The 24,578-nt window shown below is 66.3% G+C and carries 22 protein-coding genes; 15 read left to right on the forward strand and 7 right to left on the reverse strand.

Going from position 1 to position 24,578, the window contains the following annotated elements; translation table 11 throughout:
- Position 1 precedes the first annotated feature (1 nt).
- Both C1927_RS17540 and phbB read left to right on the forward strand, forming a co-directional pair.
- Entirely contained in the window at positions 2-1,330 is a 1,329-nt protein-coding gene (locus tag C1927_RS17540) for a CitMHS family transporter (protein ID WP_079225368.1), read from the forward strand.
- A 25-nt stretch (positions 1,331-1,355) separates the two neighbouring features.
- On the forward strand, positions 1,356-2,096 hold the full coding sequence (phbB, locus tag C1927_RS17545; RefSeq protein WP_079223230.1) for an acetoacetyl-CoA reductase: 741 nt from the start codon (positions 1,356-1,358) through the stop codon (positions 2,094-2,096).
- 33 nt (positions 2,097-2,129) lie between these two features.
- Here the strand turns inward: phbB and C1927_RS17550 are convergent, their stop codons facing one another.
- Entirely contained in the window at positions 2,130-3,233 is a 1,104-nt protein-coding gene (locus C1927_RS17550; RefSeq protein WP_159095374.1) for a DUF4274 domain-containing protein, read from the reverse strand.
- A 224-nt stretch (positions 3,234-3,457) separates the two neighbouring features.
- Between C1927_RS17550 and tssI the strand changes: the two genes are divergently transcribed.
- The 9 genes from tssI (at position 3,458) to C1927_RS17595 (ending at position 12,933) form a co-directional block, all read left to right on the forward strand.
- A complete protein-coding gene (tssI, locus tag C1927_RS17555; protein ID WP_159095375.1) occupies positions 3,458-5,971 on the forward strand; it encodes a type VI secretion system Vgr family protein in 2,514 nt (837 codons plus the stop codon).
- Positions 5,968-6,801, forward strand: a complete 834-nt coding sequence (locus C1927_RS17560; protein ID WP_079223233.1) for a DUF4123 domain-containing protein — start codon at positions 5,968-5,970, stop codon at positions 6,799-6,801. Before tssI ends, C1927_RS17560 begins: the two co-directional genes overlap by 4 nt.
- Positions 6,802-6,902: 101 nt before the next feature.
- The gene (locus tag C1927_RS17565; RefSeq protein ID WP_152027116.1) at positions 6,903-7,538 is read left to right on the forward strand and encodes a hypothetical protein; all 636 of its coding nucleotides are present in this window, start codon (positions 6,903-6,905) and stop codon (positions 7,536-7,538) included.
- On the forward strand, positions 7,538-8,113 hold the full coding sequence (locus C1927_RS17570) for a DUF3304 domain-containing protein (protein WP_108747333.1): 576 nt from the start codon (positions 7,538-7,540) through the stop codon (positions 8,111-8,113). The genes C1927_RS17565 and C1927_RS17570 overlap by 1 nt, the downstream gene beginning before the upstream one ends.
- Positions 8,110-8,691, forward strand: a complete 582-nt coding sequence (locus tag C1927_RS17575; protein ID WP_079223238.1) for a DUF3304 domain-containing protein — start codon at positions 8,110-8,112, stop codon at positions 8,689-8,691. Before C1927_RS17570 ends, C1927_RS17575 begins: the two co-directional genes overlap by 4 nt.
- Positions 8,684-10,672 carry a DUF2235 domain-containing protein gene (locus C1927_RS17580; RefSeq protein WP_159095376.1) on the forward strand — a complete coding sequence of 663 codons (1,989 nt, stop codon included), beginning with the start codon at positions 8,684-8,686 and terminating at the stop codon, positions 10,670-10,672. The genes C1927_RS17575 and C1927_RS17580 overlap by 8 nt, the downstream gene beginning before the upstream one ends.
- A complete protein-coding gene (locus C1927_RS17585) occupies positions 10,669-12,132 on the forward strand; it encodes a DUF2875 family protein (protein ID WP_079223242.1) in 1,464 nt (487 codons plus the stop codon). The genes C1927_RS17580 and C1927_RS17585 overlap by 4 nt, the downstream gene beginning before the upstream one ends.
- Entirely contained in the window at positions 12,129-12,659 is a 531-nt protein-coding gene (locus C1927_RS17590) for an META domain-containing protein (protein WP_079223244.1), read from the forward strand. Before C1927_RS17585 ends, C1927_RS17590 begins: the two co-directional genes overlap by 4 nt.
- A 4-nt stretch (positions 12,660-12,663) precedes the next feature.
- Entirely contained in the window at positions 12,664-12,933 is a 270-nt protein-coding gene (locus C1927_RS17595; RefSeq protein WP_079223245.1) for a PAAR domain-containing protein, read from the forward strand.
- 94 nt (positions 12,934-13,027) lie between these two features.
- Here C1927_RS17595 and C1927_RS17600 read toward each other — a convergent pair whose 3' ends face one another.
- The 3 genes from C1927_RS17600 to rsgA all read right to left on the reverse strand — a co-directional run bounded on the left by C1927_RS17600 (position 13,028) and on the right by rsgA (position 18,476).
- The gene (locus C1927_RS17600; protein ID WP_108747334.1) at positions 13,028-15,316 is read right to left on the reverse strand and encodes a TonB-dependent receptor; all 2,289 of its coding nucleotides are present in this window, start codon (positions 15,314-15,316) and stop codon (positions 13,028-13,030) included.
- Between the two features lie 620 nt (positions 15,317-15,936).
- The gene (locus tag C1927_RS17610) at positions 15,937-17,190 is read right to left on the reverse strand and encodes a flavohemoglobin expression-modulating QEGLA motif protein (protein WP_108747335.1); all 1,254 of its coding nucleotides are present in this window, start codon (positions 17,188-17,190) and stop codon (positions 15,937-15,939) included.
- A 185-nt stretch (positions 17,191-17,375) separates the two neighbouring features.
- On the reverse strand, positions 17,376-18,476 hold the full coding sequence (gene rsgA, locus C1927_RS17615) for a ribosome small subunit-dependent GTPase A (protein ID WP_237772109.1): 1,101 nt from the start codon (positions 18,474-18,476) through the stop codon (positions 17,376-17,378).
- A 123-nt stretch (positions 18,477-18,599) separates the two neighbouring features.
- On the opposite strand from rsgA, the gene C1927_RS17620 reads away from it, so the two are divergent.
- The 3 genes from C1927_RS17620 to C1927_RS17630 are packed head-to-tail and all read left to right on the forward strand — an operon-like array spanning position 18,600 to position 21,214.
- On the forward strand, positions 18,600-19,874 hold the full coding sequence (locus C1927_RS17620; protein WP_108747336.1) for a pyridoxal phosphate-dependent aminotransferase: 1,275 nt from the start codon (positions 18,600-18,602) through the stop codon (positions 19,872-19,874).
- A 2-nt stretch (positions 19,875-19,876) separates the two neighbouring features.
- The gene (locus C1927_RS17625; RefSeq protein WP_108747337.1) at positions 19,877-20,494 is read left to right on the forward strand and encodes an SGNH/GDSL hydrolase family protein; all 618 of its coding nucleotides are present in this window, start codon (positions 19,877-19,879) and stop codon (positions 20,492-20,494) included.
- 3 nt (positions 20,495-20,497) lie between these two features.
- Positions 20,498-21,214, forward strand: coding sequence for a class I SAM-dependent methyltransferase (locus tag C1927_RS17630; protein WP_108747338.1), 717 nt, complete (start codon positions 20,498-20,500; stop codon positions 21,212-21,214).
- Between the two features lie 75 nt (positions 21,215-21,289).
- On the opposite strand, the gene C1927_RS17635 is transcribed toward C1927_RS17630, so the two are convergent.
- Positions 21,290-22,069 carry a polysaccharide deacetylase family protein gene (locus C1927_RS17635; protein WP_108747339.1) on the reverse strand — a complete coding sequence of 260 codons (780 nt, stop codon included), beginning with the start codon at positions 22,067-22,069 and terminating at the stop codon, positions 21,290-21,292.
- A 60-nt stretch (positions 22,070-22,129) separates the two neighbouring features.
- On the opposite strand from C1927_RS17635, the gene grxD reads away from it, so the two are divergent.
- Positions 22,130-23,056 carry a Grx4 family monothiol glutaredoxin gene (gene grxD, locus C1927_RS17640; protein WP_108747340.1) on the forward strand — a complete coding sequence of 309 codons (927 nt, stop codon included), beginning with the start codon at positions 22,130-22,132 and terminating at the stop codon, positions 23,054-23,056.
- Between the two features lie 71 nt (positions 23,057-23,127).
- On the opposite strand, the gene C1927_RS17645 is transcribed toward grxD, so the two are convergent.
- Together C1927_RS17645 and C1927_RS17650 are read right to left on the reverse strand one after the other, a co-directional pair.
- The gene (locus tag C1927_RS17645) at positions 23,128-23,667 is read right to left on the reverse strand and encodes a DUF924 family protein (protein ID WP_108747341.1); all 540 of its coding nucleotides are present in this window, start codon (positions 23,665-23,667) and stop codon (positions 23,128-23,130) included.
- A gap of 43 nt (positions 23,668-23,710) precedes the next feature.
- Positions 23,711-24,487 carry an AMP nucleosidase gene (locus tag C1927_RS17650; RefSeq protein ID WP_079223275.1) on the reverse strand — a complete coding sequence of 259 codons (777 nt, stop codon included), beginning with the start codon at positions 24,485-24,487 and terminating at the stop codon, positions 23,711-23,713.
- Between the last annotated feature and the right edge of the window lie 91 nt (positions 24,488-24,578).

The raw sequence follows: 24,578 nt of genomic DNA on the forward strand, positions 1-24,578 counted from the left end.
GATGCTGAGCATCCTCGGCTTTGGCATGGTCATTACGTTCATGTACTTGATCATGAGCAAACGACTGTCGCCGCTGGTCGCCCTGATCACCATCCCGATCATCTTCGCCCTGCTGGGCGGCTTTGGCGCCAACATCGACGAAATGATGCTGGAAGGCATCAAGAAGATCGCGCCGACCGGCGTGATGCTGATGTTCGCCATCCTCTACTTCGGCGTGATGATCGATGCGGGCCTGTTCGACCCGCTGGTGCGCATCATCCTGCGCTTCGTCAAGGGCGATCCGATGAAGATCGTGCTCGGCACCGCCGTGCTGGCGATGCTGATCTCGCTCGACGGCGATGGCTCGACCACCTACATGATCACCGTCTCGGCGATGCTGCCGCTGTACCAGCGCCTGGGCATGAACGCGCTGAACATGACCTGCGTGACCATCCTCGCCGGCGGCGTGATGAACCTGACCCCCTGGGGTGGCCCGACCGCACGCGCGGCCACCGCGCTGCACGTGGACCCGGCCGATGTGTTCGTGCCGTTGATCCCGTCGATGGTGATCGCCTGTGCCGGCGTGCTGCTGCTGGCCTGGTACCTGGGCATGAAGGAACGCCGCCGCCTGGGCGTGGTGACCCTGCCGCAGGGTGGCAGCTGGATGGACAACAGCGTGTCTGATGACAACAACGCGCTGCCGTCGGTGGAAGACGCCGAGGACATCAAGCGCCCGAAGCTGCTGTGGGTGAACCTGGCACTGACCCTGGCCCTGATGGGCGCGCTGATCGCCGGCGTGCTGCCGATGCCGGTGCTGTTCATGGTCGGCTTCGCCATCGCCCTGGTCATCAACTACCCGAACCTGGCCGAACAGCGCCGTCGCGTGGTCAACCACGCCGGCAACGTGCTGTCGGTGGTGGCGCTGATCTTCGCCGCGGGCATCTTCACCGGCATCCTCAACAACACCGGCATGGTCGAGGCGATGTCGCACAGCTTCCTGGCGATCATCCCCGAGTCGTGGGGCCCGTACCTGGCCGTCATCACCGCCATCGCGTCGATGCCGTTCACCTTCTTCATGTCCAACGACGCCTTCTACTTCGGCGTGCTGCCGATCCTGTCCGAGGCCGCCGGCAACTACGGCATCACCCCGGTGGAAATGGCCCGTGCCTCGCTGGCCGGGCAGCCGGTGCACCTGCTCAGCCCGCTGGTGCCGTCCACCTACCTGCTGGTGGGCCTGGCCAAGGTCGAGTTCGCCGACCACCAGAAGTTCACCCTGAAGTGGGCGATCGCCATCTCGCTGCTGTTGATGGTCGGCGGCCTGCTGTTCGGCCTGTATCCCTTCGCATCCTGATCCGGACACCAAGGAGCCTTCTGCAATGACGCTTCGAATCGCTTACGTCACCAGCGGCATGGGCAGTGTCGGCACTGCCATCTGCCAGAGCCTGGCCCGTTCGGGCCATACCGTGGTCGCCGGCTGCGCCCCCAACTCGCCGCGCAAGGCCAACTGGCTGCGCGAGCAGCGCGAACAGGGTTTCGACTTCATCGCCTCCGAAGGCAACGCCACCGACTGGGCATCCACCTCGGCAGCCTTCGCCAAGGTGCGCGCCGAAGTGGGCGAAGTGGACGTGCTGGTCAACAACTCCGGCGGCAGCCGCGACCTGCTGTTCCGGCAGATGACGGTGGAGGACTGGAATGCGGTGATCGCCTCCAACCTCAACGCGTTGTTCAACCTGACCAAGCAGGTGGTCGATGGCATGGCCACGCGCGGCTGGGGCCGCATCGTCAACATCGGTTCGGTCAGCGCCCACAAGGGCCAGATCGGCCAGGTGAACTACGCGACGGCCAAGGCGGCAATGCACGGTTTCAGCCGTGCCCTGGCTGCTGAAGTCGCTTCGCGCGGGGTCACCGTGAACACCTTGTCGCCCGGCTACATCGCCAGCCAGGCCATCAGCAGCTTCCCGCCGGACGTGCTGGACCGGCTGGCCGCATCGGTGCCGGTACGCCGCCTGGGCCGGCCGGAGGAAGTGGCCGGCCTGGTGGCCTGGTTGGCCTCGGATGAAGCCTCGTATGTGACCGGTGCGGATTACCCGGTCAATGGTGGGTTGTACATGGGGTGAGGCCCATCCACGCACGGCGTGGATCTACTGCTTCTACCCGCGGGCGTTCGCCAGCGCATCGGCGATGTCTTCGGGCAGGCCGCTGATGAAATCCACGTCGTCCGATTCCTGCACGATCTGACCCGGGCGCGGCAGCCACATCAGGGCGGGAATCGCGCGCAGCACTTCCCGGCCCGGCCAGCGTGTAGGGAACCGTGGCCGGTTCCATTCCAGGTCGAAACCCAGCCCGTGATCCGCGTAGGCGCCTTCAGCCAGGCGCTGCTCGATCTGTCGCAACACCGCAGCGGTGTAGCGGTGCGACTCCGGCACATCCTCGATCATGGCGAACGGGACGTACCACGACGCGCCCAGGTTCCAGTAGAGCGCCAGTGCGCTGGACGCCGCCAGCGTCGGCTGTTCCAGCAACCACTGCAGCGCATCTGACAGTGAGCTGGCCTCGGCGAACAGCATCACCTGGTGGCGTTGCTGCGGCGATGCCTGGCGCAGGAAGGACTCAAGTACCGGCCAGCCCGCATCCGATGCCGTCGTCAGCGGCGACAACAATGGTGGGACCGCTTCAGCATAGATGTCGACGTTGCCGGCGACGGCATCGCCCAGGGCCGGGCCACGATCAGGCTGCATCGCAGCGGCCAGATCCTGCAGTTGTGCAGCCACGTCCAATGGCAGGCCGTCATCGAAGGTTTCGTCAATCACCTCCGCGAAAGGATCGACCGCCCGCGCGCCCACCACGGCAGCCAGCAGGGTGTCCGGCACGGCACGGCGTACCGTCAGCGCGGGATGATCGCCCGCCGATGGGCCCGGCCAGTTGCACGGATCGAAGGCGAGCCCATGATCGGCATAGAAGCCTGCCAGATAGCGCTGCTCGATGCCGTGGACGATCGCGTAGGCATCGCGCTCATGCTCGGGCACGTCGCCATCGCTGGCGTACTGGGCGAACCAGGCTGCGCCCAGCGACCAGTACATCAGCAGGGCCGTCGCGCGATCAAGCTCGCTGCGCCCTGCCAGCCAGGCCAGCACCTCGGGGCTGTCGTCGTAGTTGCGGCGCGCAACATAGATATGGCGCTGCGCAGGTGATGCCTGCAGCAGGTACTCCTGCAGCAGCGTGCGCGAGGCGCGGTCGTACTCGTCGGGGGTCAAGGGGAGGCTTCCATCACAGCGGGACCCGCGCAGTCTAGTCGCCCCTCCCCTCTGGCGTGGAATCAGTAGATCCACGCCGTGCGTGGATGCATCCGCCACGATCCACGCCACCCTTACAGCGCACCCAGCCAAAAACCAGCTTCATTTTTCGTAATCGTCTTATAGACCACGGCAGTCAACGGACCGCACCCTGTGCCAACACTCTGCCAGGGAGGCACGCTGTAATGCACACGATTGCGAAACCCGTGAGTGGCGATCGCCTGATCGATACCTGCTGGGGACCGGGCGCAGATGAACCGTCGGTCTTCATCCAGTCGCTCGACTACCGGGATGCATTCAACGAGGATTTCGCTCTCAACGCCTACGGTCTGGTGCAGGGTAGCCCTGAAGACGTACAGGCACTGCAGGGCCGCGTTGTAGGCGTCGGCATCACCCGCCCCGGCAACGGGCGTCGCTGGTTCTGCGGCATCGTCGATGCCATCCGGTGTACAGCACAGGACGGCGTGTGGCAGAACGTCACGCTGCGGGTCGTGTCAGCGCTGGCCCTGCTGGACCGACGGACGGCCTGCCGCGTCTTCCAGGACATGAGCGTGCCGGATATCGTGGCATGCATCCTTGAAGAGCACCGCCAGGGTAACGCCAGCATTGCCCTGGCGTTCGACCACCGGCGCTCATTGCTGGCGCAGCATGACGTGCGCTCGTACTGCGTGCAGTTCAACGAATCGGACAAGCAGTTCATCGAGCGCCTGCTGGCCGAAGAAGGCATCAGCTACCGGTTCGAGTTCGATCGGGTGGACGGCACGCCGCGCCACGTGCTTGTTCTGAGCGACCAGCCCCTGTTTGATCCTGACGGCGCCGTCGCCCTGCCGCACCGCGCCGCCGGTACGGATGACGGCACGCCGCATCTGCAGGGGTGGCAGTTGCTGCACAGGCTGATTCCCTCGCGCCACACGCTGTCCAGCTTCGACTATGCGAGCGCACAGCGCCTGCGCGGCAGCGACGATCTCGCGCTTTCGGCACGTGCCGATCTGGCCCGGAGTGTGCAGGGCCTGGAGAGCCATCAGGCACGCACCCTCTATTACGGCAGCAACACCGCAGACATGAACCGCTACGCGCGCCTGCAGATGCAGGCGCAGGAGCTGAGGTCGAGGACGTGGCTCGGCGAGGGCGACTTCCGCGGGCTTGCCACCGCCGACAGCGTGCTGGTGGAAGGACGACCTGGTACAGCCGGGGCACCGGCGCCTGCGGGCTTCCTCATCAGTGGCGTGCACGTGCTTGCCACCAACAACCTCCCTGATGCGATGGCCTCCCTCGCTCCGGCAGCTGGGCACCTGCCTCCGGCAGGCCAATGCCTCACCCGGTTCCGCGCGGTGCCGGGCGATATGCCGCTGGTACCCATGCACACGCGCCCCCTGTTGCGTCCCAATGCGCCCGGCATGCAGACCGCGACGGTGGTGGGGCCGGAGGGCGAGACCGTGTACACCGATGCCTTTGGGCGCATCCGCATCCGCTTTCACTGGCAGCGTGACCAGGATGAACCGGCCAATCGCGATGGGCAGGACGCGTGGTCATCCACCTGGGTGCGCGTGGCCATGCCCAGTGCAGGTGACGGTTTTGGCCATCAGTTCCTGCCACGGGTGGGTCAGGAAGTGGTCGTCGCCTTTCTTCACGGCGACATTGATCGTCCTCTGGTCATCGCTGGCGTCTACAACGGGCGCCACGCAACGCCACGCTTTGGTGGCATGGGCAGCCTGCCGGCCAACCGCGCCGTGTCGGGCATCCGCAGCCACGAGCACGGTGGTGACGGATTCAATGAACTCTCGATGGACGACACCGGCCAGGCACTGGGCACGACGCTGCGATCCAGCCCCTTCGAAAGTGCACTGCACCTGGGCCATGTGGCAACACCACGCCGCGATGGCAACGCGCAGGCACGCGGCCAGGGTGCGGAGCTGCGCACCGATGCGGCATTGGCGCTGCGCTCGGCCAAAGGCCTGCTGGTAAGCAGCCATGCGCAGACCGGTGGCAACGGCCCGCAGATGGCGTTGCCGGAGCTGCTGGACGTACTTGGCACCTGCCGCCAGCTGTTCGGCACCCTGGCCGAGATGGCCACGCGCCTGCAGGCCGGCGCACCGGACGCCGATGCCCAGGCAGCGATGGATACGGCACTCCAGGGCTGGTCGGGGGATGCCGTCGCAGCCAACGAGCCAGTCATTGCTCTGGCGGCATCTGCCGGCCTGGTCAGTGCCTCGCCTGCCAGCCAGCTGCATGTCAGCGGCCAGCACCACGATGTGGTGGCGCAGGGACGGGTGCAGCACACCAGCGGTGAACGCATGCAACTGCTGGCCGGCAAAGGTCTGTCGATGTTCGTGGCCGAGGGCGGCGTGCAGGCCGTCGCCAACCAGGGTGACCTGCAGCTGCAGGCCCGTGATGGGCTGCTGGACGGTCATGCGCTCGCCGGCATGCAGCTGAGCACCGAAAAGGGGGACATCGTGCTGTCCGCGCCCAGCATCCGCCTGGTGGCCGCCGATGGCAGCTTCATCCGCATCGGTGATGGGGTGACGGTCGGCAGCAAGGGGGCTCTGGCGTTCCACGGTGCCGAGCACCGCTGGGAAGGCCCGGCAAGCGACCACTGGAGCCGCACGTTGCCGACCGAACTCCCGCCGATCTGCCTGCCCTGCCTGGCCAGAGCGGCGGCCGCAGGCAGTGCCCGCGTGCAGCTGGCGGGCGCGGCATGAATCCGCTGCCCCCACGGTGGAATGACTGCAGCACGCAGCCCGGTATCGAGCCGCTGGTGCTGGTGGACGGCGCAATGCAGCGCGACGTGGGCGCACGCCTGGCAGACCGAGCAGGCGACGCCGTCTCGCTGTTTTCAGATCTGCCCGGGGCGGCACAGGCGCTCGGCCCTTGGCTGATGTCCCCTGCCCACGCCGTGTCGTTGGGGCTGGACGGCAGCGGCCCGGGAATGAACTGGCTGGCCAGCCGCTGCACCTTCGGAGAGACGCTCGTGCACCTGCGCCATTGGCTCCGCGACGGCGACGCAGCCGGCATGCAGTACACCCGGCTGGCAGATGGGCGGGTGCTGCGTGCGGCGATCCAAGTGTGGCGTCCCGCCCAGCTTGTCGCTTTCAGCACGCCGTGGGCCGGGTGGTGGCTGTCAGACCGCGACGGACGGGCGATGCCCCTGGCGATTCCCCCGCTGCATGCCATGGCTGCTGTGGGGGATGCGTCTCCTGGCTGGGACGCGGACCAGACGGCGGCGCTCGCTGAATCGGGATTGGCTGATGCGCTGCTGCAGTCACTGAAACCCACGCTTCGCTCCATGCCGTCAGCTACATCCCGGGAAGCGCGCCACGCTCTGGCGACAACACTGATTGCCGCAGCACGGCAGCACGGCTATGTCGAACCCAGCGATCTGGCCAGCTGGGTTGCCTGGGGTATGCGTTGCAGTGAGGACGCCGACGCGCTTCGCGCGCATCCGGTGCATGCACAAGCGCTGCGAGGCGCGGATCTGTGGATGGCCCTGGGGAATGCGGAGGTCGTTCGACCTTCATCCGATTCAATCTGACAATGGAGAACACACCTTTGAACGGCACAGATCGAAAGAACGCTTCCCCGGACGCACCGAAGGCCGACGATGGAGACGGAAGTCTGCGGGAGGAAGCCATCATGCTCGACTGGATCCTGCTGGACGTGTTGGTGTCCCTGGCCCTGGTCACTCTGGCGGTCTCGCTGCTGCCCGCCTTCCAGCCCGATATCGCTGGCAGCAGGCCCTACGCAAGCGAGGAAAGTCCGGTTGGCTTCGCGCTGGTACTGGCAGTGCCCGTATTTCTCATCGTCAATGGCATGCGCCGGGGTTTCCTCAACCACGCCGTCGCAATGCGGCATGCACGTGCACTCGATCAGATGGCCGTGGGATCCGCCGCCGCCGTGCTGGTGATGGCGTTCGGCTATGCGCAGTACGGCGACGGATATCTGCGGATGCTGCTGCCCCTGTACCTGCCCGCGGTCATGGTGCCGGCCGGTCTGGTGATCTTCGGCCTGCACTTCCGCGCCAGGCGGGAAGAAGCGAGATGGGCCCGGGAGCTGGAAAAAGCGGACGAGCGCTCGGCGGCTGAACGTGCCATTGAGGCCCGATCTGCAGGCCGAGCGTGGATCACCGTAGCGCTGTTGACGACCGCAGCGTCGGCCGCGTTTGGCATATGCACGCTTGTTCCACACCGCGCTGATGCAGACGCGGGGGAAGAGGATGCTCAGCTCCATTACCCGGTGGACGCGGTGACCGGAGCCGTTGAGGAGGAGTGATGCACGACCGTTCTCGTTCGCCGGGAGGTTCGCTTCTGCTGAAACTGGGTTCGCTGCACCCCGTGGCAAAAGCAGCGCTGCTCATTGTGTACGTCGCCCTGTCCGCCGTGCTGCTGGTGATCTGGAAGACCCGAGAAGTACCGCAACCCGTGCCGACCTGGATAGGCAGCAATCTGACCTCGATGGATTACGAACCAACCGATACGTTTGTTCAGCCGGTCTATGTCAATGGACAGGGAGGCGACAGCGCGGGGACGGGAGGCAGCACCATGCTGGGTGTCTTGACCCTTCCAGCGCGGTGGCATCCGGGCCTTACCGTTCGCGTGAAGTGGCGGCGCTGCGATCGGAATCTGGACTATGTCCCTGGAGAGCCCAAGGACAAAGGGTGCCGCTGGGTAGAGAAGGATGTTGCACTCCAGCCCTATACGTATGTGGCCGAGACCTGGCTGCACATCTTTGAGGACGATGAGGTTCTGGTTATTCCCAGTGCGCTCTCCCCACGCGATCCCGACTATCCCGGCGCGAGACATCCATACAAGAGCTTCGATAAGAAGAGGGGCATTGGTGCTGCATGAACAAGCAGAAGATCGAGAAGCTTTGCGAAAGCTCTACTCTGCGCCAGCTCACGACACGCATCAGACCTTGGCGTGGGCCAACCCGCACCCTACCGCTGATTGTGATCGCAGCGCTCTGCGCATGCGCGCGTGCAGACAGGGCACCCGAGCCGCCGACGTACATCGGCAGCAACCTGACCTCCATGGATTACGAGCCGACGGATACCTTCGTTCGGCCGGTCTATGTGAACGGAAAGGGAGGTGACAGCGCGGGCACAGGAGGCAGCACGATGCTGGGCGTCCTCAGCCTGCCGACCCGCTGGTATCCCGGACTGACGGTTCGCGTGAAATGGCGCCGCTGCAGGCGAAACATTGACTACGTGCCGGGAGAGCCAAAGGACAAGGGCTGCCGCTGGGTGGAAAAGGACGTATCGGTCCAACCCTACACCTACGTTGCGGAGACCTGGGTGCACATCTTTGAGAACGATGAAGTGCTGGTCATTCCCAGTGCGCTCTTTCCAAGCGATCCGGACTATCCGGGCGCGTCCTTTCCCTACAAGAACTTCAATGAGAAGAGAGGCATTGGCGAACATGAGTAAGCAGCAGATCGAGTTCGCCTGGCTGCCCGGCGACGCACCGGGCACCCTTCACTTCAATCCTGTAGCGCAACAATTCAGCTCAGGCTCGATGCCTTGTCAGATCACCGCTGAGTTCTCCATCTTTTTCGATGGCACGCGCAACCACGCAGATGAAGACAGGCCGAGTGGATCACACAGCAACGTCGCACGGCTTTTCGATGTCTGCCTGGAAAAATCCGAAACTGGTCAAAGTAGACTCTACATCCCCGGCGTCGGCACGCCGTTTCCGTCCATCGGCGAGCACGAACCGCACCCTCTTGGCGCGCGTGATGGCTTCTATGGCGACCGCCGCCTGCGCTATGCCTACCTATACGTCGCCAACCGGATCGCCAGGCTCAGTGGCTACCCGCCCATCGTCGAAGAGAACGAGCAGGCGCTCATCCGCGCCATCGAAGACGAGGAGCAGGTGAAGGTCTGGACCACTACACTGGTTGGCATTCTCGCCCACCCCAAGCCCGCCGCACCCCACATTGCCGGCATCACCCTGGACTTGTTTGGCTTCTCACGTGGCGCCACTGCTGCCCGCGCGTTCCTCAATCAGCTCATCGACTGGACCGGCGGAAAACAGGCTGCCATCTGTGGCATTCCGCTGCGGGTGCGTTTCATGGGGCTGTTCGACACGGTGGCATCGGTGCATGTAGCCGACTCGGTGCCCATACTGCCCGGCGATGGTCACTTGAAGTGGGCTGAGCCCCTTCACATGAAAATTCCAGGCTTCGTCGAGCAGTGCGTGCACATGATCGCTGCCCACGAGGCGCGAAATTCGTTCCCGCTTACCACCATCGGCGCAGGACAGGGTGATGCGCCTCAGCGCTTGGAGATCATCTACCCTGGCATGCACTCAGACGTGGGTGGCGGCTACGGCCCCATTACCCAGGGTAAAGGCACGAACCGTTCCGGCGCCATTCGTCAGCAGCAGCAGGACATGCTGTCGCAGATTCCGCTCAACGACATGTATCGCCGGGCACATGCAGCAGGTGTGCCCTTGGTTGACCTCGAAACCCTGAAGGAACAGGGGCTCGCAGATGACTTCGCCATCTCCCCCGAGCTTCAAAGTGCGTTTGATGCGCATCAAAGCCGCCTCGGCAGCTTCAAGGGCGGTGCACCTTTGATGCGGCAATTGCACCATCACTATCTCGACTACATCGGCTGGCGTCGCAGCGTGCTGCGCAGGAACGACTACATTGCCCAGCCGTTCGTCCGGCAGTGCAAGCCAGCCTTGATGCAGGACTACATCAATCTCGACCAGTCCAACGTCGAGCTGCACCAGGATGTGGAGGCCTGCGAGGGCATGGGTGGCACCGTTCGCAGCATGGTGAGTCGCTGGTCCGCGGTCTACGGCTACGCCACCGGCTTTCCGCCCATGCGGGAGATGTACAAGCGTTATTGGAATACCTCGCCCGATCCCTCGCCCGCCGTCCGCAGACTGCTGGAAGACCACGTCCATGATTCCCGCGCGGCATTCGTTCTGACTGACCCGCAGTGCCAGCGCGACTACGACAACATGCACAAGGAACTGGAGGAGAAGGATCGACGCTATAGAGATGCGCGGCGCCGTTATGACGAGGTCACGCTGCCGGAGTATCAGCGACGGCTGGAACAGCGTCCGGCCTCTGGTGAGGACAGGCCACCGCCACCGATCGACCCGTTGAACGTCGAGGACCGGCGGGCATTGAAGATCTTCCGTGATGGCGGCCAACCGATCTTCACGGATGCCAGACCGGCATCAGTCATGGATGGCAAGCTCGACGCCCTGGATGCAATTGCCACATCCACCCGCCGCGAGCCTCGTTGGAGCTACCTGCGTCGTCGTCAGGTGTTTCGCATCACTTCCGGTACAACGACGCCGGTAACGCCTTCTGGACCACTGGCACAGCCGTCCCCGACAATCAAGCCAGTGGGCATGAGCCGACGCCTTACCTATGCGGATGGCTTGTCATGAGCCGCTCTGCCTGGACGCTCGCATTCCTCCTGCTGGCCGTGGCCTGGTCTGTGCTGATGGCCCTCTATGCGACTGACCCGACAGAGAATGCCGGGGCTGCGGCGCTGGTGCCCTGGCTCGGCGGCGTGATCGCGGCCGCGCTTGTCTGCACGGCAGGGTACGCGTTGCAGCAGGCGTTCCGGTCTCCGGCTGCCCAGGCTCCGGCCCAGCCTCACGCCCACACCCCAACACGTGCACCCGCCACGCTCAGCATCCGCGCGTGTCATGCCTGGGTGGCGGGCAGCGCCGCTGCGGAGCTGGCTTCCTCGATTGTGCATCGCAGGCACTCAGTGCCTGCGGAGAATGCAGGCGCGCCTGTCGACAACGACTCTGCCGAACACGGAATGCAGCTGCAGGTGCAACTGGCCCTCGCCATGGACATGCTTGCAGCGCGCGTACCCGATGGCGGTCCGCTGCCGATTCTGACACTGGCCCCTTCCATTACAGAGGCCAGTCGCTATGCCGCCCGGCATTGGCCGGGCCTGATGAAGATGCAATCCGATCAGCCCGCCCGACTACTGCTGCGCGAACAGGATGTGGATGGGCTCTCACTCGCGCCGCTGCTGCAGAAACTGCATCGGATGATGGACGAGACGCCACTGCTGGACAGCATCGCACTGCTCAGCGTCGATGGGCGCCTGATCCGCGGCGACACGGGGCAGCAAGCGCCTCGACAATCTCCTTGCGACAGCATCGTGCTGCTCTGGATCACTCGTGAGCATCTGCCGTCGCGTATCCGCACTGAAGCCATACCGGGGTCGCGTGTGGATGTAGACGCGTTGCGCATGCCCTATCGTTGGTGGCGGGACGCCATGGAATCGATGATCCCATCGCGCTTCGCCATACCCGAAACCCACGTTCATCCAAGCTCAACCTGGCACCAGGCCATGTCCGGGGAAATGACCGACGGTGTTCCAGAGCGCGCGGCGGGCACCCATGACCCGTGGTACCCCGCGCCGTGGACACACGAACAGGTCGCACAGTGGGAGGCTGCGCCCGTGTTGGCATCGCTGCCACATCCGGTCTTCATCCCGATCCAGCGGCGCACCGAAGCTCCGGATTCTCATGGCATACAGCAGCAGCGCATTGTGGATGCATGGAACGCGCTTACCACCGCCCTTCCTCAAGGTGCGTTTCACATCTGGTTCGACAGCCAGGCCGAGCCTGGGTCACTCCGCGCGCTCCGGCGTGCGCTGGCTGGCCTGAGTGAGCCCATCGACCTGGCCGCCCCCGAACACGCCACGGATATTCACACGGAGGTGGGCGCGCTGGGCAGTGGCTCAGGCGCCTCCTCGCTGGCCCTGGCCGCCCACAGCGGGGGCAACCATGTGGTCGTGTTTGCTTCCGCAGAAGGATTGCTGCTGCAGCCGGTCCTTGCCCACGCCCCATCAGATGCGTCGCTCCACAAGGAAATCGCATGAAGAACTACACCACGCTGCTTCTGGCGTTGGCACTTCCGTTCACTCTGGCAGCGTGCAGGAGAGAAGCGCCTCAGGCCGTTGAAGCCCCATCCCGCCCCTGGTACGCCCCGGAGCCCTGGCAGGCGGGTCCCGAAGCCCCGCAGCCTTTGCTTCATACCGTCTGGAAACTGAGCCACCTTCCGGTTGACGACCATCACCCTGCGGTCCAGCTCGTCCCTCGCTCCCAGGCCGGCTTCGTCATCTTCGAGGCGGACGGCCACCGCCTCACCGGGTTCGCGGGCTGCCAGCCGCTGAGCGGCGTCTACCACCTGCAAGGCAATGAAGGGTTGGCCATCGAGGCTGTCGCCCGCACAGGTGCGAGGTGCCACAAGGCAACGTTCGACACGATCGGTGACCGCTTTGCCACCGCACTCAGCACCGCAACCGGCTACCGCCTTGGCAAGGACGATGCGGTGCTGGAACTGCTGGACGGCGAGCGCGTGACCGCGACATTGATCTACCGCACGCCTCCTCCGGGCCGGTGGTGATGCCATGCCTTCCCCCATCTGCCAAGGCGATTCCACCACGGGCGGCGGCGAGGTCACCCGCTGCCAACATGCTTCCACCCATCGCATCAATGGGCATCCATTGGCGGTGAAGGGTGACTACGCCAGCTGTTCCCTGCACCCCGGCGAGCACAGTTTCGTCGAGGGCAGCAGCACCCATCTGGCCAACGGCATGCCGATCGTGCTGGAAGGCCACCTGCTCAGCTGCGGCTGCCATGCCATCGCCGGCAAGGCCGCACACATCAAGGTGGAGTGACCACGACCAATAGCCGACCCGTGCCCCTCCCCGACAGCGTGGATCCACCGTTCAGTAGATCCACGCCACGCGTGGATGCGTCATCCCTACCCGATCAGAACTCCGCCGCCACCGTCATGAACACCTGGCGCGGCGCGCTGGCATGGATGGCATAACGCGTGCCGGTCGGATCGGTCGGTGCGAACGAACTCAATTGGCCGGCGTAACGCTTGTTGGTCAGGTTGGTCGCGTTCAACGACACGCGGATGTTGCGCAAACCCATGCCGGGGCCGAAGTCATAGCCGGCACCGGCATCGAAGGTGGTCACGCCCGGCACCGACTGGTCGTTGGTGTAGGTGTAGTAGCGCTTGCCGGTGTACTTGGCGCGCAGGCTGGCGAAGAAGCCATCGCGGTTCCAGCTGATCTCGCTGGACGCCATGCGCTGCGGCGTATCCACGGTGATCTTGCCGGCCACCGGCACGATCGCGCCACCGGAGGTGTAGTCATCCTCGTAGGTGGTCTTGTTCCAGGACAGCGCGTTGTACCACTGCAGCCCATCAACCGGCTTGAGGATGAAGGTCAGCTCGGCGCCATGGCTCTTCACCGAACCCACGTTGATGAAGCGGGTGACGCACTCCGGGCGCGTGCCGACTTCGATGCTCGAGCACGGGTTGAGCGACAGCAGGCGGTTGTCGAATTTCACGTTGTACGCAGCGATGGAGGCCTGGTACTTCTCGCCGAAGGTACGGAAGCCGGCTTCCAGGCTCTTCGACTTTTCCGGTTCCAGCCCGGCGCTGGCCGCGAACGATTCCGGCGAGACCTGCAGCGGGCCGCCGCTGCCGCCGCCGACGAAGGCCGCGATGTTTTCGGCGTACGAAGCAAACAGCTCATTGTTGGCGTTGAGCTTGAAGCCCAGGCCGACCTGCGGCAGCACCGATTCCTTGGCGGTCAGCGTGCCCGAGGCGATGCTGGTTTCCACACCGGATTTTGCGGTGGCGCGCATCCGCGTGTTCGGGCTCTTGATGCCCACGTCCACGGTCAGGCGCTGGTCGAGGAAGCGCATGCGGTCCTGCACGTAGAACTGCTGCGTGCGGATGTCGAAGTCCTGGTTGAACAGCAGGCGGTCCGGATTCTTCAGGTACAGATCATCCAGGAACGGGCCACTGATGTAGTAGAAATTGCGCGACACGTTGTGGTCGTTCTGCTCGTACCACAGGCCGGCTTCCAGCTCGTGGATGCCCACCTGCCACGACAGTGCAGCGGTCAGGCCATCGCGGTTGATGGTGTAGTTGGTGCTGCGGATGGAGATCGGCAGCATCTGGTCGGTGCCCGGATAGGACGGCTGGCCCGGCGCCCACCAGTGGCCCTGGCCACGGTTGTCATGGTGGTAGGCCACCAGCTTCAGGCGGCCCTGCTCACCCAGGCGCAGGTCGGCATCGACCGAGTACAGGTTGTCATCGCGCAGTGCGCGGCTCTGGTAGTAGGCATCGTCGATGCTGTTGACGCCGCCGCTGAACTGGCACTTGGCCGGATCGCGCGTGCCGGGGGCGCACCAGGCGGCCGCGACGGCGCGGTCCCAGTCCGGCGCGTAGATGTTCCAGTCCCAGCCCAGGCCGCGGTCCAGCATGTCCTTGGAGAGATAGGCGTAGTTGGCCTGGCTGGCGCGCGAGGTGGCGACGAACGCGCCGAAGCGGTGGTCACCCACGTTCCACACGGCCTTGGCGTTGAACTGGCGGGTGGTCTGGTTCTGGTAAGGCGCGGCCCACATGTCCTGGTCCTGGTGCACGCCGGAGACATAGGCCGAGAAGCCGTTGATGTCGCCGGTATCCACGCGCAGGTAGCCGCGGCGCTGGTTGTCATCGCCCACGGTGACGCTGGCTCGGCCGCCGAATTCGGTGGACGGGTCCATCGAGAAATACTGGATGGTGCCGCCGAGGTTGCTGGTGGAGGCGACGCCCAGTGAACCGATGCCCTGCGACAGTTCAGCACCGGCGAGGTTTTCGGCGATCAGTGCGCGGGCGATGCTCAGTCCGTTGTAGTTGCCGTAGCTGTTGTCGCCCAGCGGGATGCCATCAAGCGTGTAGCCGAGGCGGCTCTTGTCGAAGCCGCGCAGGCTGATGGTCTGCGATTCTTCGTTCGCACCGAAGGCATCGTTGGACTGCACCGACACGCCCGGCAGGCGGTCGAGGATCTTCTGGCCGCTGGTGCCAGGCGGCAGCACCTGCTTGTCCACGGCGGTGATGCGCTGCACCTGGCGGGTTTCGCCCTGGCCGATGACGGACACGGTGTCGAGCGTCTGTGCGCTCAGCGCGGCGTCGGCGGTGGCATCGGTGGTTTCAGCGGCATGCGCGCTGGCGGCGGAAAGCGCGATCGCCACGGCGATCGTGAGGTGTCGGGTCTGCATGTGGATCCATTGCATGGGGGGAGTCCGCCGCGACTCGGCACGGCGCGCCGCCACTATGCGAATGGAAGATGAAATGTTTTTTACGAAGTGGCGCGGGTGTTGCGGGCAGTGACGCGCGTCTCGTTCGGGGGGTTTTTCGGCAGGGCTGCGCCCTGCACCCGCAGAAGCGGTAGTGCCGGCCGCTGGCCGGCAACTTCAGAAGCAAAAGCCTGCACTCCGTGGGATGGCGGGGTGGGTCCGGTTGCGGGGGACGCTGCAAGTACGTCCATGTAAGCTCGGTCGCCGCATCCATGCGGCTCACGCCCCCGCAACCGGACCCACCCCGCCTTCGACAGTTTCCTGCGAGCTGTTGGAACCTGCTGCTGTTGGTGGGTGCCGACCGTTGGTCGGCACGGGGTCGGATCCCGGTTCTGTTCTTGATTCTTGCGAATTCCTTCGGTGGGGATTTCCACCGCGCCCGCAGGAAACTATCTGGAGGAGGCGGGTCACCCTGGACAGGACCGTTGGCGCCATGGATGGCGCCATCGAGCACCATGGAGGGGATTTTGCGTGTCCTGGCCAGGGTGACCCGCCTCCTCCCCTCCGATATCAGGAAGGCGCGTAAACCACACCAACGCCTTTCACTCCGGCGCCAGCTGGTCCATCCGTATCCGGTTGGCGAACAACGAGAACGCCAGCATGCCCGCCAATCCGTTCGCACGGCTCACCCAGTGCGGCAGCCAGCGCGGTGGCTTCAACACGCCACTTTCGAACAACGGTGCGAAGGCAATCGCATCGGTCAGGCTCATCTTGCCGGCAAACAACCAGCGGCAGACCTGCAGGCGATCCTCGGCCAGCATGTGCCGGAAGAAGGTATGCACCGACACCAGCCCGCGCAGGTACACCGTGTCCTTGGTGAAGGCCAGGCCTCCACTCGGCGGCACGCCGCGGAACACGCGCTGCGCCGAGGCGAAGCTTTCTTCCGGGTTCTGCCCGGCCTCGCAGAAATAGCGGTACACCTCGATGAAGTCCGCACCTTCGCGTGCCATCGCAATGGCTTCGGTGCGCAGGCTGATGCGCTTCAGCCGTTCGATGTCGATGCTGCCGGTGATCTGCTCGGCGAACGTGGCCAGGCCTTCCTGGGTGGCGGTCACCCGTGGCGAAGACAGGGCCAGGCTGGGCAGCACCGGTTGTTCGCGGCCGTTCAATGCAGTGAGCGAATGCACCAGCGCTTCGTGGTGGAACAGCTGCGCGCGGTCGTAGGCGCTGAAACGTGCGCTGGTGCGCAGGCGTATGCGGGTCGGGCCAGCGGCCGCCTTGGACACCAGTTCCGGGTCCAGCTGCACCTGGATGATGCGCGATTCAAAGAAGCCGTCGAGGTCGTTCTGCAGCTGCAGCTGCAGGGCGATGGCCGACACCGGCACCTGTTCTTCCGGCGCCAGCAGTTCGCTGTCCAGTTCGCTGGCGATCTGGATGAAGTGGCGGGCGGCCTCGCGCGTGCTTGGGCCGTTGCCGGGCAACGGCTGTTCCGGCGCACCGAACAGCTGCACCGAACAGCGGTCCACGGCGGCGGTGCCGAGGCTTTCCAACAACTGCGCGGCCAGGTCCCAGCTCTGCGCGGACTGCTGCACGTAGTGGCCCAACGGATGGCCGGGATCACATTCGGCGGCGATGGCGGCCAGCGCGCGGCGCTCCTCGCTGAAATCCAGTTTCGGGTACTCCACCTTCGGCAGCACCGGCTGGCCTCGGGCCACGCTGTCCAGGAACGGTGCCTGCACCGTTGCCGGCCAACTGGTCAGCCCCAGCAGGCGGATGCCGCCCACGGCCTCGACCAGTCGTGCGTCGAGTGCCGCATGGTGGGCCACGTCATGGTCCAGCGTCGCGGTCGTTTCCATGGGCGGACTATAACGCCCTGCCCGCGAGATGGTAGTTGCCAACCTTGGTTGGCATCCGCCACAGGCGGGGCTACGGACACCTCCGTGCCAACCAAGGTTGGCACCTACCAGAGCAGGTGAAGGCGGGTCCATTGCAGGGGTCAGAACCCATTGCCGCGCAATGGGATCCGACCCCGCGATACCCATCAGCGCCTGCGCGGCTTGCCCGCCGGGCGGAACTGCTGGCCCTTGCCCTTCTTGCCGCCGCGCTCCTGCGCGGTTTCGGCCTGGCGCACAGCCAGCTTGGCGGCGGCGGCAGCCACTTCTTCCTTCAGCTTGAAGTAGTTCTGCAGCCGGCTCTCTTCGATCTCACCGGCATCGATGGCAGCGCGCACGGCGCAGCCCGGCTCCTGCTGGTGCATGCAGTCATTGAAACGGCACTGCGCCGCCAGTGCCTCGATGTCGGCGAAGCCGCCTTCGGACAGAGTTTCTTCGCCGGTCGGCTTCAGCTCGCGCATGCCGGGCGTGTCGATCAGGCACGCGCCCATCGGCAGCGGCATCAGCGCGCGGTGGGTGGTGGTGTGGCGGCCGCGCGAATCGTTGGCGCGCACGGCATTGGTCTTCATCCGCTGCTCGCCCAGCAGGGTGTTGGTCAGCGTGGATTTGCCGGCGCCCGACGAACCCACCAGCACCACCGTGCGGCCCGGGCCCAGCCACGGCTCCAGCACCGATACGCTGTCGGCATCCAGGCCATTGATCGCGTGCAGCGCGATGCCCTGCATCTCCAGCTCCTCCAGCACCGCCAGCGCGTCTTCGCTGTACTCGGTCTGGTCGGCCTTGGTCAGCACCACCACCGGTTCGGCACCGCCGCCGCCGACCAGCAGCAGGTAGCGCTCGATGCGGCGCGGGTTGAAGTCGGCATCCAGGCCACAGACGATGAACACCGTATCGATGTTGGCCGCGATCACCTGCTGGTGGTAATGCTCGCCAGCCGCGCCGCGCTTGATGGCGGTACGCCGTGGCAGCAGCGCAACGATGCGGATGCCTTCCAGCAGCACCCAGTCACCCACCGCCGGCCGCTCGTGGCTGGGGAAGCGCGGGCGCTGCCATTCCGGCAGCGACTCGGCCTTGATCGAGGCGTCCGGGCCATCGGCCACCACATAGTGGGTGCGGTGCTGTTCGATCACGCGCGCTGGGCGGGCCTGCGGGTGCGCGGCCATGGCGGCCTGCCAGTCGGCCTGCTGCGGCGGGCCCGGCCAGGGCCAGCCGATGGTCTGCAGGGCGTTGAAATCGGGGGTCTGGGTCATCGCCGCCATTCTAACCGGCCCGATGCCCTGCCAGCCCAGCAATGGCAGGCCCTGGGGCCTTGCCATGCACTGCAGCAATTCCGGTAGGATGGAAACCCCATGCCTTTTGACGGCCCAGCCCCCATGTCCACCACGTCGCACAAGCCCCTGGCCACCCGCGAGCGCCTTTCCGAAGTGCGCTACGAAATCCGCGGAGAACTGGCCCGGCGAGCGCGGGAGCTGGAAGCGCAGGGCCGCAAGCTGATCAAGCTGAACATCGGCAACCCCGGCAACTTCGGCTTCCGCGCGCCCGAGCACCTGCAGCACGCGATTGCCGATGACATGGGCCGCACCGACCCGTACACCCACCAGCAGGGCCTGCCGGTGGCCCGCGATGCCATCGCCGCCGCCTATGCGCGCCGTGGTGCGCCCGATGCACATCCGGACCGCGTGTTCGTCGGCAACGGCGTCAGCGAGCTGATCGACCTGTCGCTGCGCGCCCTGCTGAACCCGGGCGACGAAGTGCTGGTGCCCTCGCCGGACTACCCGCTATGGTCGGCCGCCGCCATCCTCAACGACGGCCGCCCGGTGTACTACCGCTGCGCGCCGGAGAACGGCTTCCAGCCCGACCCGACCGAGATCGAGACGCTGGTGTCCTCGCGCACCCGCGCCATCGTGCTGATCAACCCGAACAACCCCAGCGGCGCCAGCTACCCGCGCGAGCTGCTGGAGCGCGTGGTCGAGATCGCCCGCCGCCACAACCTGCTGCTGCTGGTCGACGAGATCTACGACCAGATCCTGTACGACGACGCGGTGTTCCAGCCGGTCGCGCCACTGGCCGGCGACCATCCGTGCCTGACCTTCAGTGGCCTGAGCAAGGTGCACCGCGCCTGCGGCTGGCGCGTGGGCTGGGCCCACCTCACTGGCGACGATGCGCGCCTGGGTGAGTTCCGCGCCGCACTGGACCTGCTCAGTGCGCTGCGCCTGTGCGCCAACGTGCCGGGCCAGTACGCCATCGACGCCGCGGTAAACGGCCCGGACACCATTTCCGAACTGTGTGCCCCCGGCGGCCGCCTGTATGAAACCCGCCGCGCGGTGATCGAGGCCTGCGAAGCCAGCGAACACCTGTCGCTGGTCGCGCCGGCCGGCGCCCTGTACGCGTTCCCGGCCGTGGTCGGTGCTGCCGCCAAGGGCTTCGACGACCACAACTTCGCGCTGGACCTGATGAACAACGAAGGCGTGCTGGTGGTACCGGGCTCGAGCTTCAACGTGCCCTACCGCCACCACTTCCGCGTGACCCTGCTGCCGGAAGCCTCGGTGATGCGCGATGTGTTCGCGCGCATCGACCGCGTGCTGGCCCGCCGTGCCGAAGACGCCACCAAGGTCGTGCCGCTGAAGCCGCGCCGCTCGGTGGCCTGAGCGTGGCGCTGTCCTTCCTGGCACTTGGCGATTCGTACACCATCGGTGAGGCGGTCGCGGTCGAAGGCCGCTGGCCCCACCAGCTGGCGGCGGCGCTGCGCGCGCAGGGCGTGGACCTGGCCGACCCGCAGACCATCGCCACCACCGGCTGGACCACCGACGAGCTCGATGCCGGCATCGATGCGGCCGCACCGCAGGGCCCGTTTGGGTTCGTCAGCATGCTGATCGGGGTCAACAACCAGTACCGCGGGCGCCCGCTGGACGAGTACCGCCACCAGTTCGAGGCGCTGCTGCAGCGTGCGATCGGCTTTGCCGGTGGCGATGCCGGCCGCGTGCTGGTGCTGTCCTTCCCCGACTGGGGCTCGACCCCGTTCGGCGCCGGCAGCGGTCGTGACCTGGCCCGCGTCGAGATCGAGACCGACGAATTCAACGCCGCCGCCGAGGTGATCAGCACCCAGCGTGGCGTGGCCTTCGTCGACATCACCGACATCAGCCGCACGCACGGCACCGACCCGGCGATGATCGCCGGGGATGGCCTGCATCCGTCCGCGCGGATGTATGCGTTGTGGGCCGAACGCGCTCTGCCCGTGGCCACGCAGCTGCTGCAGCGCACGGACTGAGCGATGGATGGCCTGCCAGGGAACGGCACACCGCTGGACTGTTCGCCGCTGGAGCGCGGCCAGGCACGGGCCATTGCCGAGGCGTTCCGCCCGGTGCAGGCCTGGGGCAACCGCCGCGACTACTACTACACGCGCGGCAAGCTGGGCAGCGACCCGCTGTACGACGGCGTGCTGCAGCACCTTCCCGACGATGCCCTGCCGCTGCTCGACCTGGGCTGCGGGCTGGGCCTGTTCGCCCACGTGCTGCGCCAGCGCGGCCGCCGCCAGCCCTACCTGGGCGTGGACGTGGATGCCGGCAAGATCGCCCGCGCGCAGCGGGCCGGTGCCGGCCTGGACGATGTGCGTTTCGACTGCCTGGACGTGCAGGCGCCGCTGCCTGCGCAGGCCGGGCACGTGCTGCTGCTGGACGTGCTGCAGTATCTGGACGCGCAGCCGCAGCTGGCGCTGCTGAACGCCGCCAGCGCACGGGTGGCCCCCGGGGGCAGCCTGCTGCTGCGCACGCCGCTGGCCACCGGCGACCGCCGCGACCGCACCACGCGCGTGGCCGATCGCCTGGCCTGGCTGGTGGGCTGGATGGGTACGCGGCCGCGGCATTACCCCGACCCCGCACGGCTGCGGGCGACGCTGGCCGAGGCGGGATTGCAGGTGGGCCAGGTGCGGCCGCTGCATGGGCGCACGCCGTTCAACAGCTGGTTGCTGGTGGCACAGCGGGCGCGGTAGCGCCGGGCCATGCCCGGCGGATTCCAGAAGCAGGCCGCGCCATGCGCTCGCCGGGCGCGGCCCGGCGCTACCGCACTACAGGGACGGCAGCCGCGCCTTCAGGCCACGCTGGTCCAGCACCTGCAGCACGCGTTCGATGATGGCCAGGTTGTGGCCGTGTGCGGCACCTTCATGCAGCAGCACGATGGCACCGGGCCGCAGGTCGGGCAGCAGGCGGGCCAGTACGCCGTCAGGCGTGCAGCCCACGCCGTCATAGCCGCGCGCGCTCCAGCCCACGCGCACCAGGCCCAGCGCCGCCAGCACCGGCGCCACGAACGGGTTGGTCATGCCCACCACCGAGCGGTACCAGCGCGCCGGGCGGCCGCTGACCGCTTCCAGCGCCTGGTGGCAGCCTTCGATCTCGGCACGCATCGCCGCCGGGCCCAGCCGCCAGAACCGGGTCTGCGGGTGGGTGTGGCTGTGGTTGCCCAGGTCATGCCCGCGGCGCAGGATCTCCCCCACCAGGGCCGGGTGCGCCAATGCGCGCTCGCCGACCAGGAAGAAAGTCGCCTTCGCCTGGTGCCGGTCCAGCAGGTCCAGCAGCGCCGGGGTCTCCGCGCTGGGGCCATCGTCGATCGTCAGCCAGACGCTGTCACCGGGGTCGGCCAGGCGGTCCAGCACCGGCGTGTAGAAACGGCTGTTGGGCAGGAACACCGGCACCATGAACAGCGCGTGGGTGGCCACCATCAGCGGCAGCCCCCAGCGCCAGCCGGCCAGCACCCAGACCAGGATCACCGCCACCTGCGACGCCACCAGCCAGGGCAGCCAGCGCCACGGCCGGGTCGGGATGCGATGCAATGTTCCTGCGTTGGTCATGCCCCATGATGCCATGGGGCGTAGAATGGGTGATTCGAATTTACGGACCCTAGACTGCCCATGTCCCTCGATCCCGCCCTGCGTTCGCGCATCGAATCCCTCCTCAACGACAACCGCGTCGTGCTGTTCATGAAGGGCCAGCCGTCGATGCCGCAGTGCGGCTTCTCGGCCAAGGCCGTGGGCGCCCTGCAGGACCTGGGCGTCGACTTCGCCCACGTCAACGTGCTGGCCGACCAGGAAATCCGTGAAGGCATCAAGGCCTACGGCGACTGGCCGACCATCCCGCAGCTGTACATCGACGGCGAACTGGTCGGTGGCAGCGACATCATCCTGCAGATGGCCGCCAGCGGCGAACTGAGCAGCGTGCTCGGCCTGGCCGCGCCGGACCGCACCCCGCCGCGCATCACCGTCACCCCGGCCGCCGTGGAAATGCTGAAGGGTGCGCTGGCCGATGCCCCGGGCGCTTCGCTGCAGCTGACCATCGATGCGCGCTTCCAGCCGAACTTCCAGCTGGCTCCGCACGATGACAGCGCGATCGCTGCCGAATCCAACGGCCTGCGCGTGCAGTTCGACCTGTCCAGCGCACGCCGCGCCGACGGCATCACCATCGACTGGGTCGATGACATCCGCGGCAAGGGCCTGGCCATCGACAACCCGAACGCGCCCAAGCCCGTGCAGGAAATCAGCGTGCGTGACGCCGACGACCTCGTGCGCGCCGGCAACGTGACCCTGGTCGACGTGCGCCCGGCCGACGAGCGCGCCATCGCCGCGATCGGCGTGCCATTCAAGAGCTTCGACGGCAACGGCCGCGCCGAGCTGGAAGGCCTGCCCAAGGACACCCCGCTGGCCTTCCTGTGCCACCACGGTGGCCGCAGCGCGCAGGCCGCCGAGCAGTTCCGCACCCTGGGCTTCACCAAGGTGTTCAACGTCACCGGCGGCATTGACGCCTGGTCGGACGAGGTGGACAACGGCGTGCCGAAGTACTGATCGGCCACGGTTGGAACCTACGAAAAACGCCGGCGAATGCCGGCGTTTTTTTATCCACGCATGGCGTGGACCTACCCTGCAAACCCGCCTTCGGCGAGGAAATCCAGTTCTTCCGGGCTGGGAATGCGGCCCAGCACGGCATTGCGGTGCGGGAAGCGCCCGAAGCGGCGGATGACGTCACGGTGCACTTCGGCGTACTGCAGGTATTCCTTGTCACCCAGCACGTCGAACATGGCCACCGAACGATCCTGGTCGAACGGATCTTCGGAATGCTCGAACGGCAGGTAGATGAAGGCGCGCAGCTTGGGCACCAGCTGCAGGTCCAGCCCTTCCTCGATGGCACGCATGGCGTAATGCCGGGCCAGGCCATCGGTGGCGAAGGAATGGGCCGTGCCACGGAAGCAGTTGCGCGGGAACTGGTCCAGCAGCAGCATCAGCGCCAGCGCGCCTTCGGCACTGCCCAGCCAGTGTTCGCGCCCGCGCGAGGCCGCCGCATGGTGTTCCTCCAGGAACAGCTCGCGGAACCGCGCGTCGAACGCATCATCGCGGGCGAACCACTTCGCCGGGCCCGCCTCCTTCCAGAATTCCACCACTTGCGCGGCAACGTCCATCACCTGCTCTCCAGGGCCGGCGCGCCGCGCCAGGCCGTCATCATCATTCGTCAAAGCGCAGGTGGCGGACCGACTTGCCGTTGCGCCGGATAAGCTTAAGCGCCTCGATGCCGATCTGGATATGGTTTTCCACGAACTGGGAGCTGACCTTGGCATCGGAGGCCTCGGTCTTGACCCCGTCGGGGATCATCGGCTGGTCGGACACCAGCAGCAGGGCGCCGCTGGGGATGTGGTTGGCGAAGCCGGCGGCGAACACCGTGGCCGTTTCCATGTCGATGGCCATGCAGCGCATTGCCCGCAGCCGCTCCTTGAAGGCCTCGTCGTGCTCCCAGACCCGGCGGTTGGTGGTGTAGACCGTGCCGGTCCAGTAGTCGTGGCCCAGGTCGCGGATCATCGTGGACACCGCCCGCTGCAGGGCGAATGCCGGCAGCGCCGGGACTTCCGGCGGCAGGTAGTCGCCGGAGGTGCCCTCGCCACGGATGGCGGCGATCGGCAGCACCAGGTCGCCCAGCTGGTTCTTGCGCTTGAGCCCACCGCACTTGCCGAGGAACAGCACCGCCTTGGGCATCACCGCCGACAGCAGATCCATGATGATCGCGGCATTGGGGCTGCCCATGCCGAAGTTGATCATGGTGATGTCGTCGAAGGTGGCACTGGCCATCGGCCGGTCCAGGCCGACGATGGGCGCCCCGGTCAGCTCGGCGAAGGTGTGCAGGTAGCCGCCGAAGTTGGTCAGCAGGATGTGCTGGCCGAACTGGTCCAGGGGCACGCCGGTATAGCGTGGCAGCCAGTTGTCGACGATTTCCTGCTTGCTCTTCATGGCGCATCCGGTACGGCGTGGGGGGTGCCATTGTAGGCGTGTGCCTGCCGCCCTACACCTGGGGCCGCCTGCGGGGTGCCCAAGGTCACTT

Origin of the sequence: Stenotrophomonas sp. ZAC14D1_NAIMI4_1, from assembly GCF_003086775.1 — a bacterium.
Taxonomy (GTDB): Bacteria; Pseudomonadota; Gammaproteobacteria; order Xanthomonadales; family Xanthomonadaceae; genus Stenotrophomonas.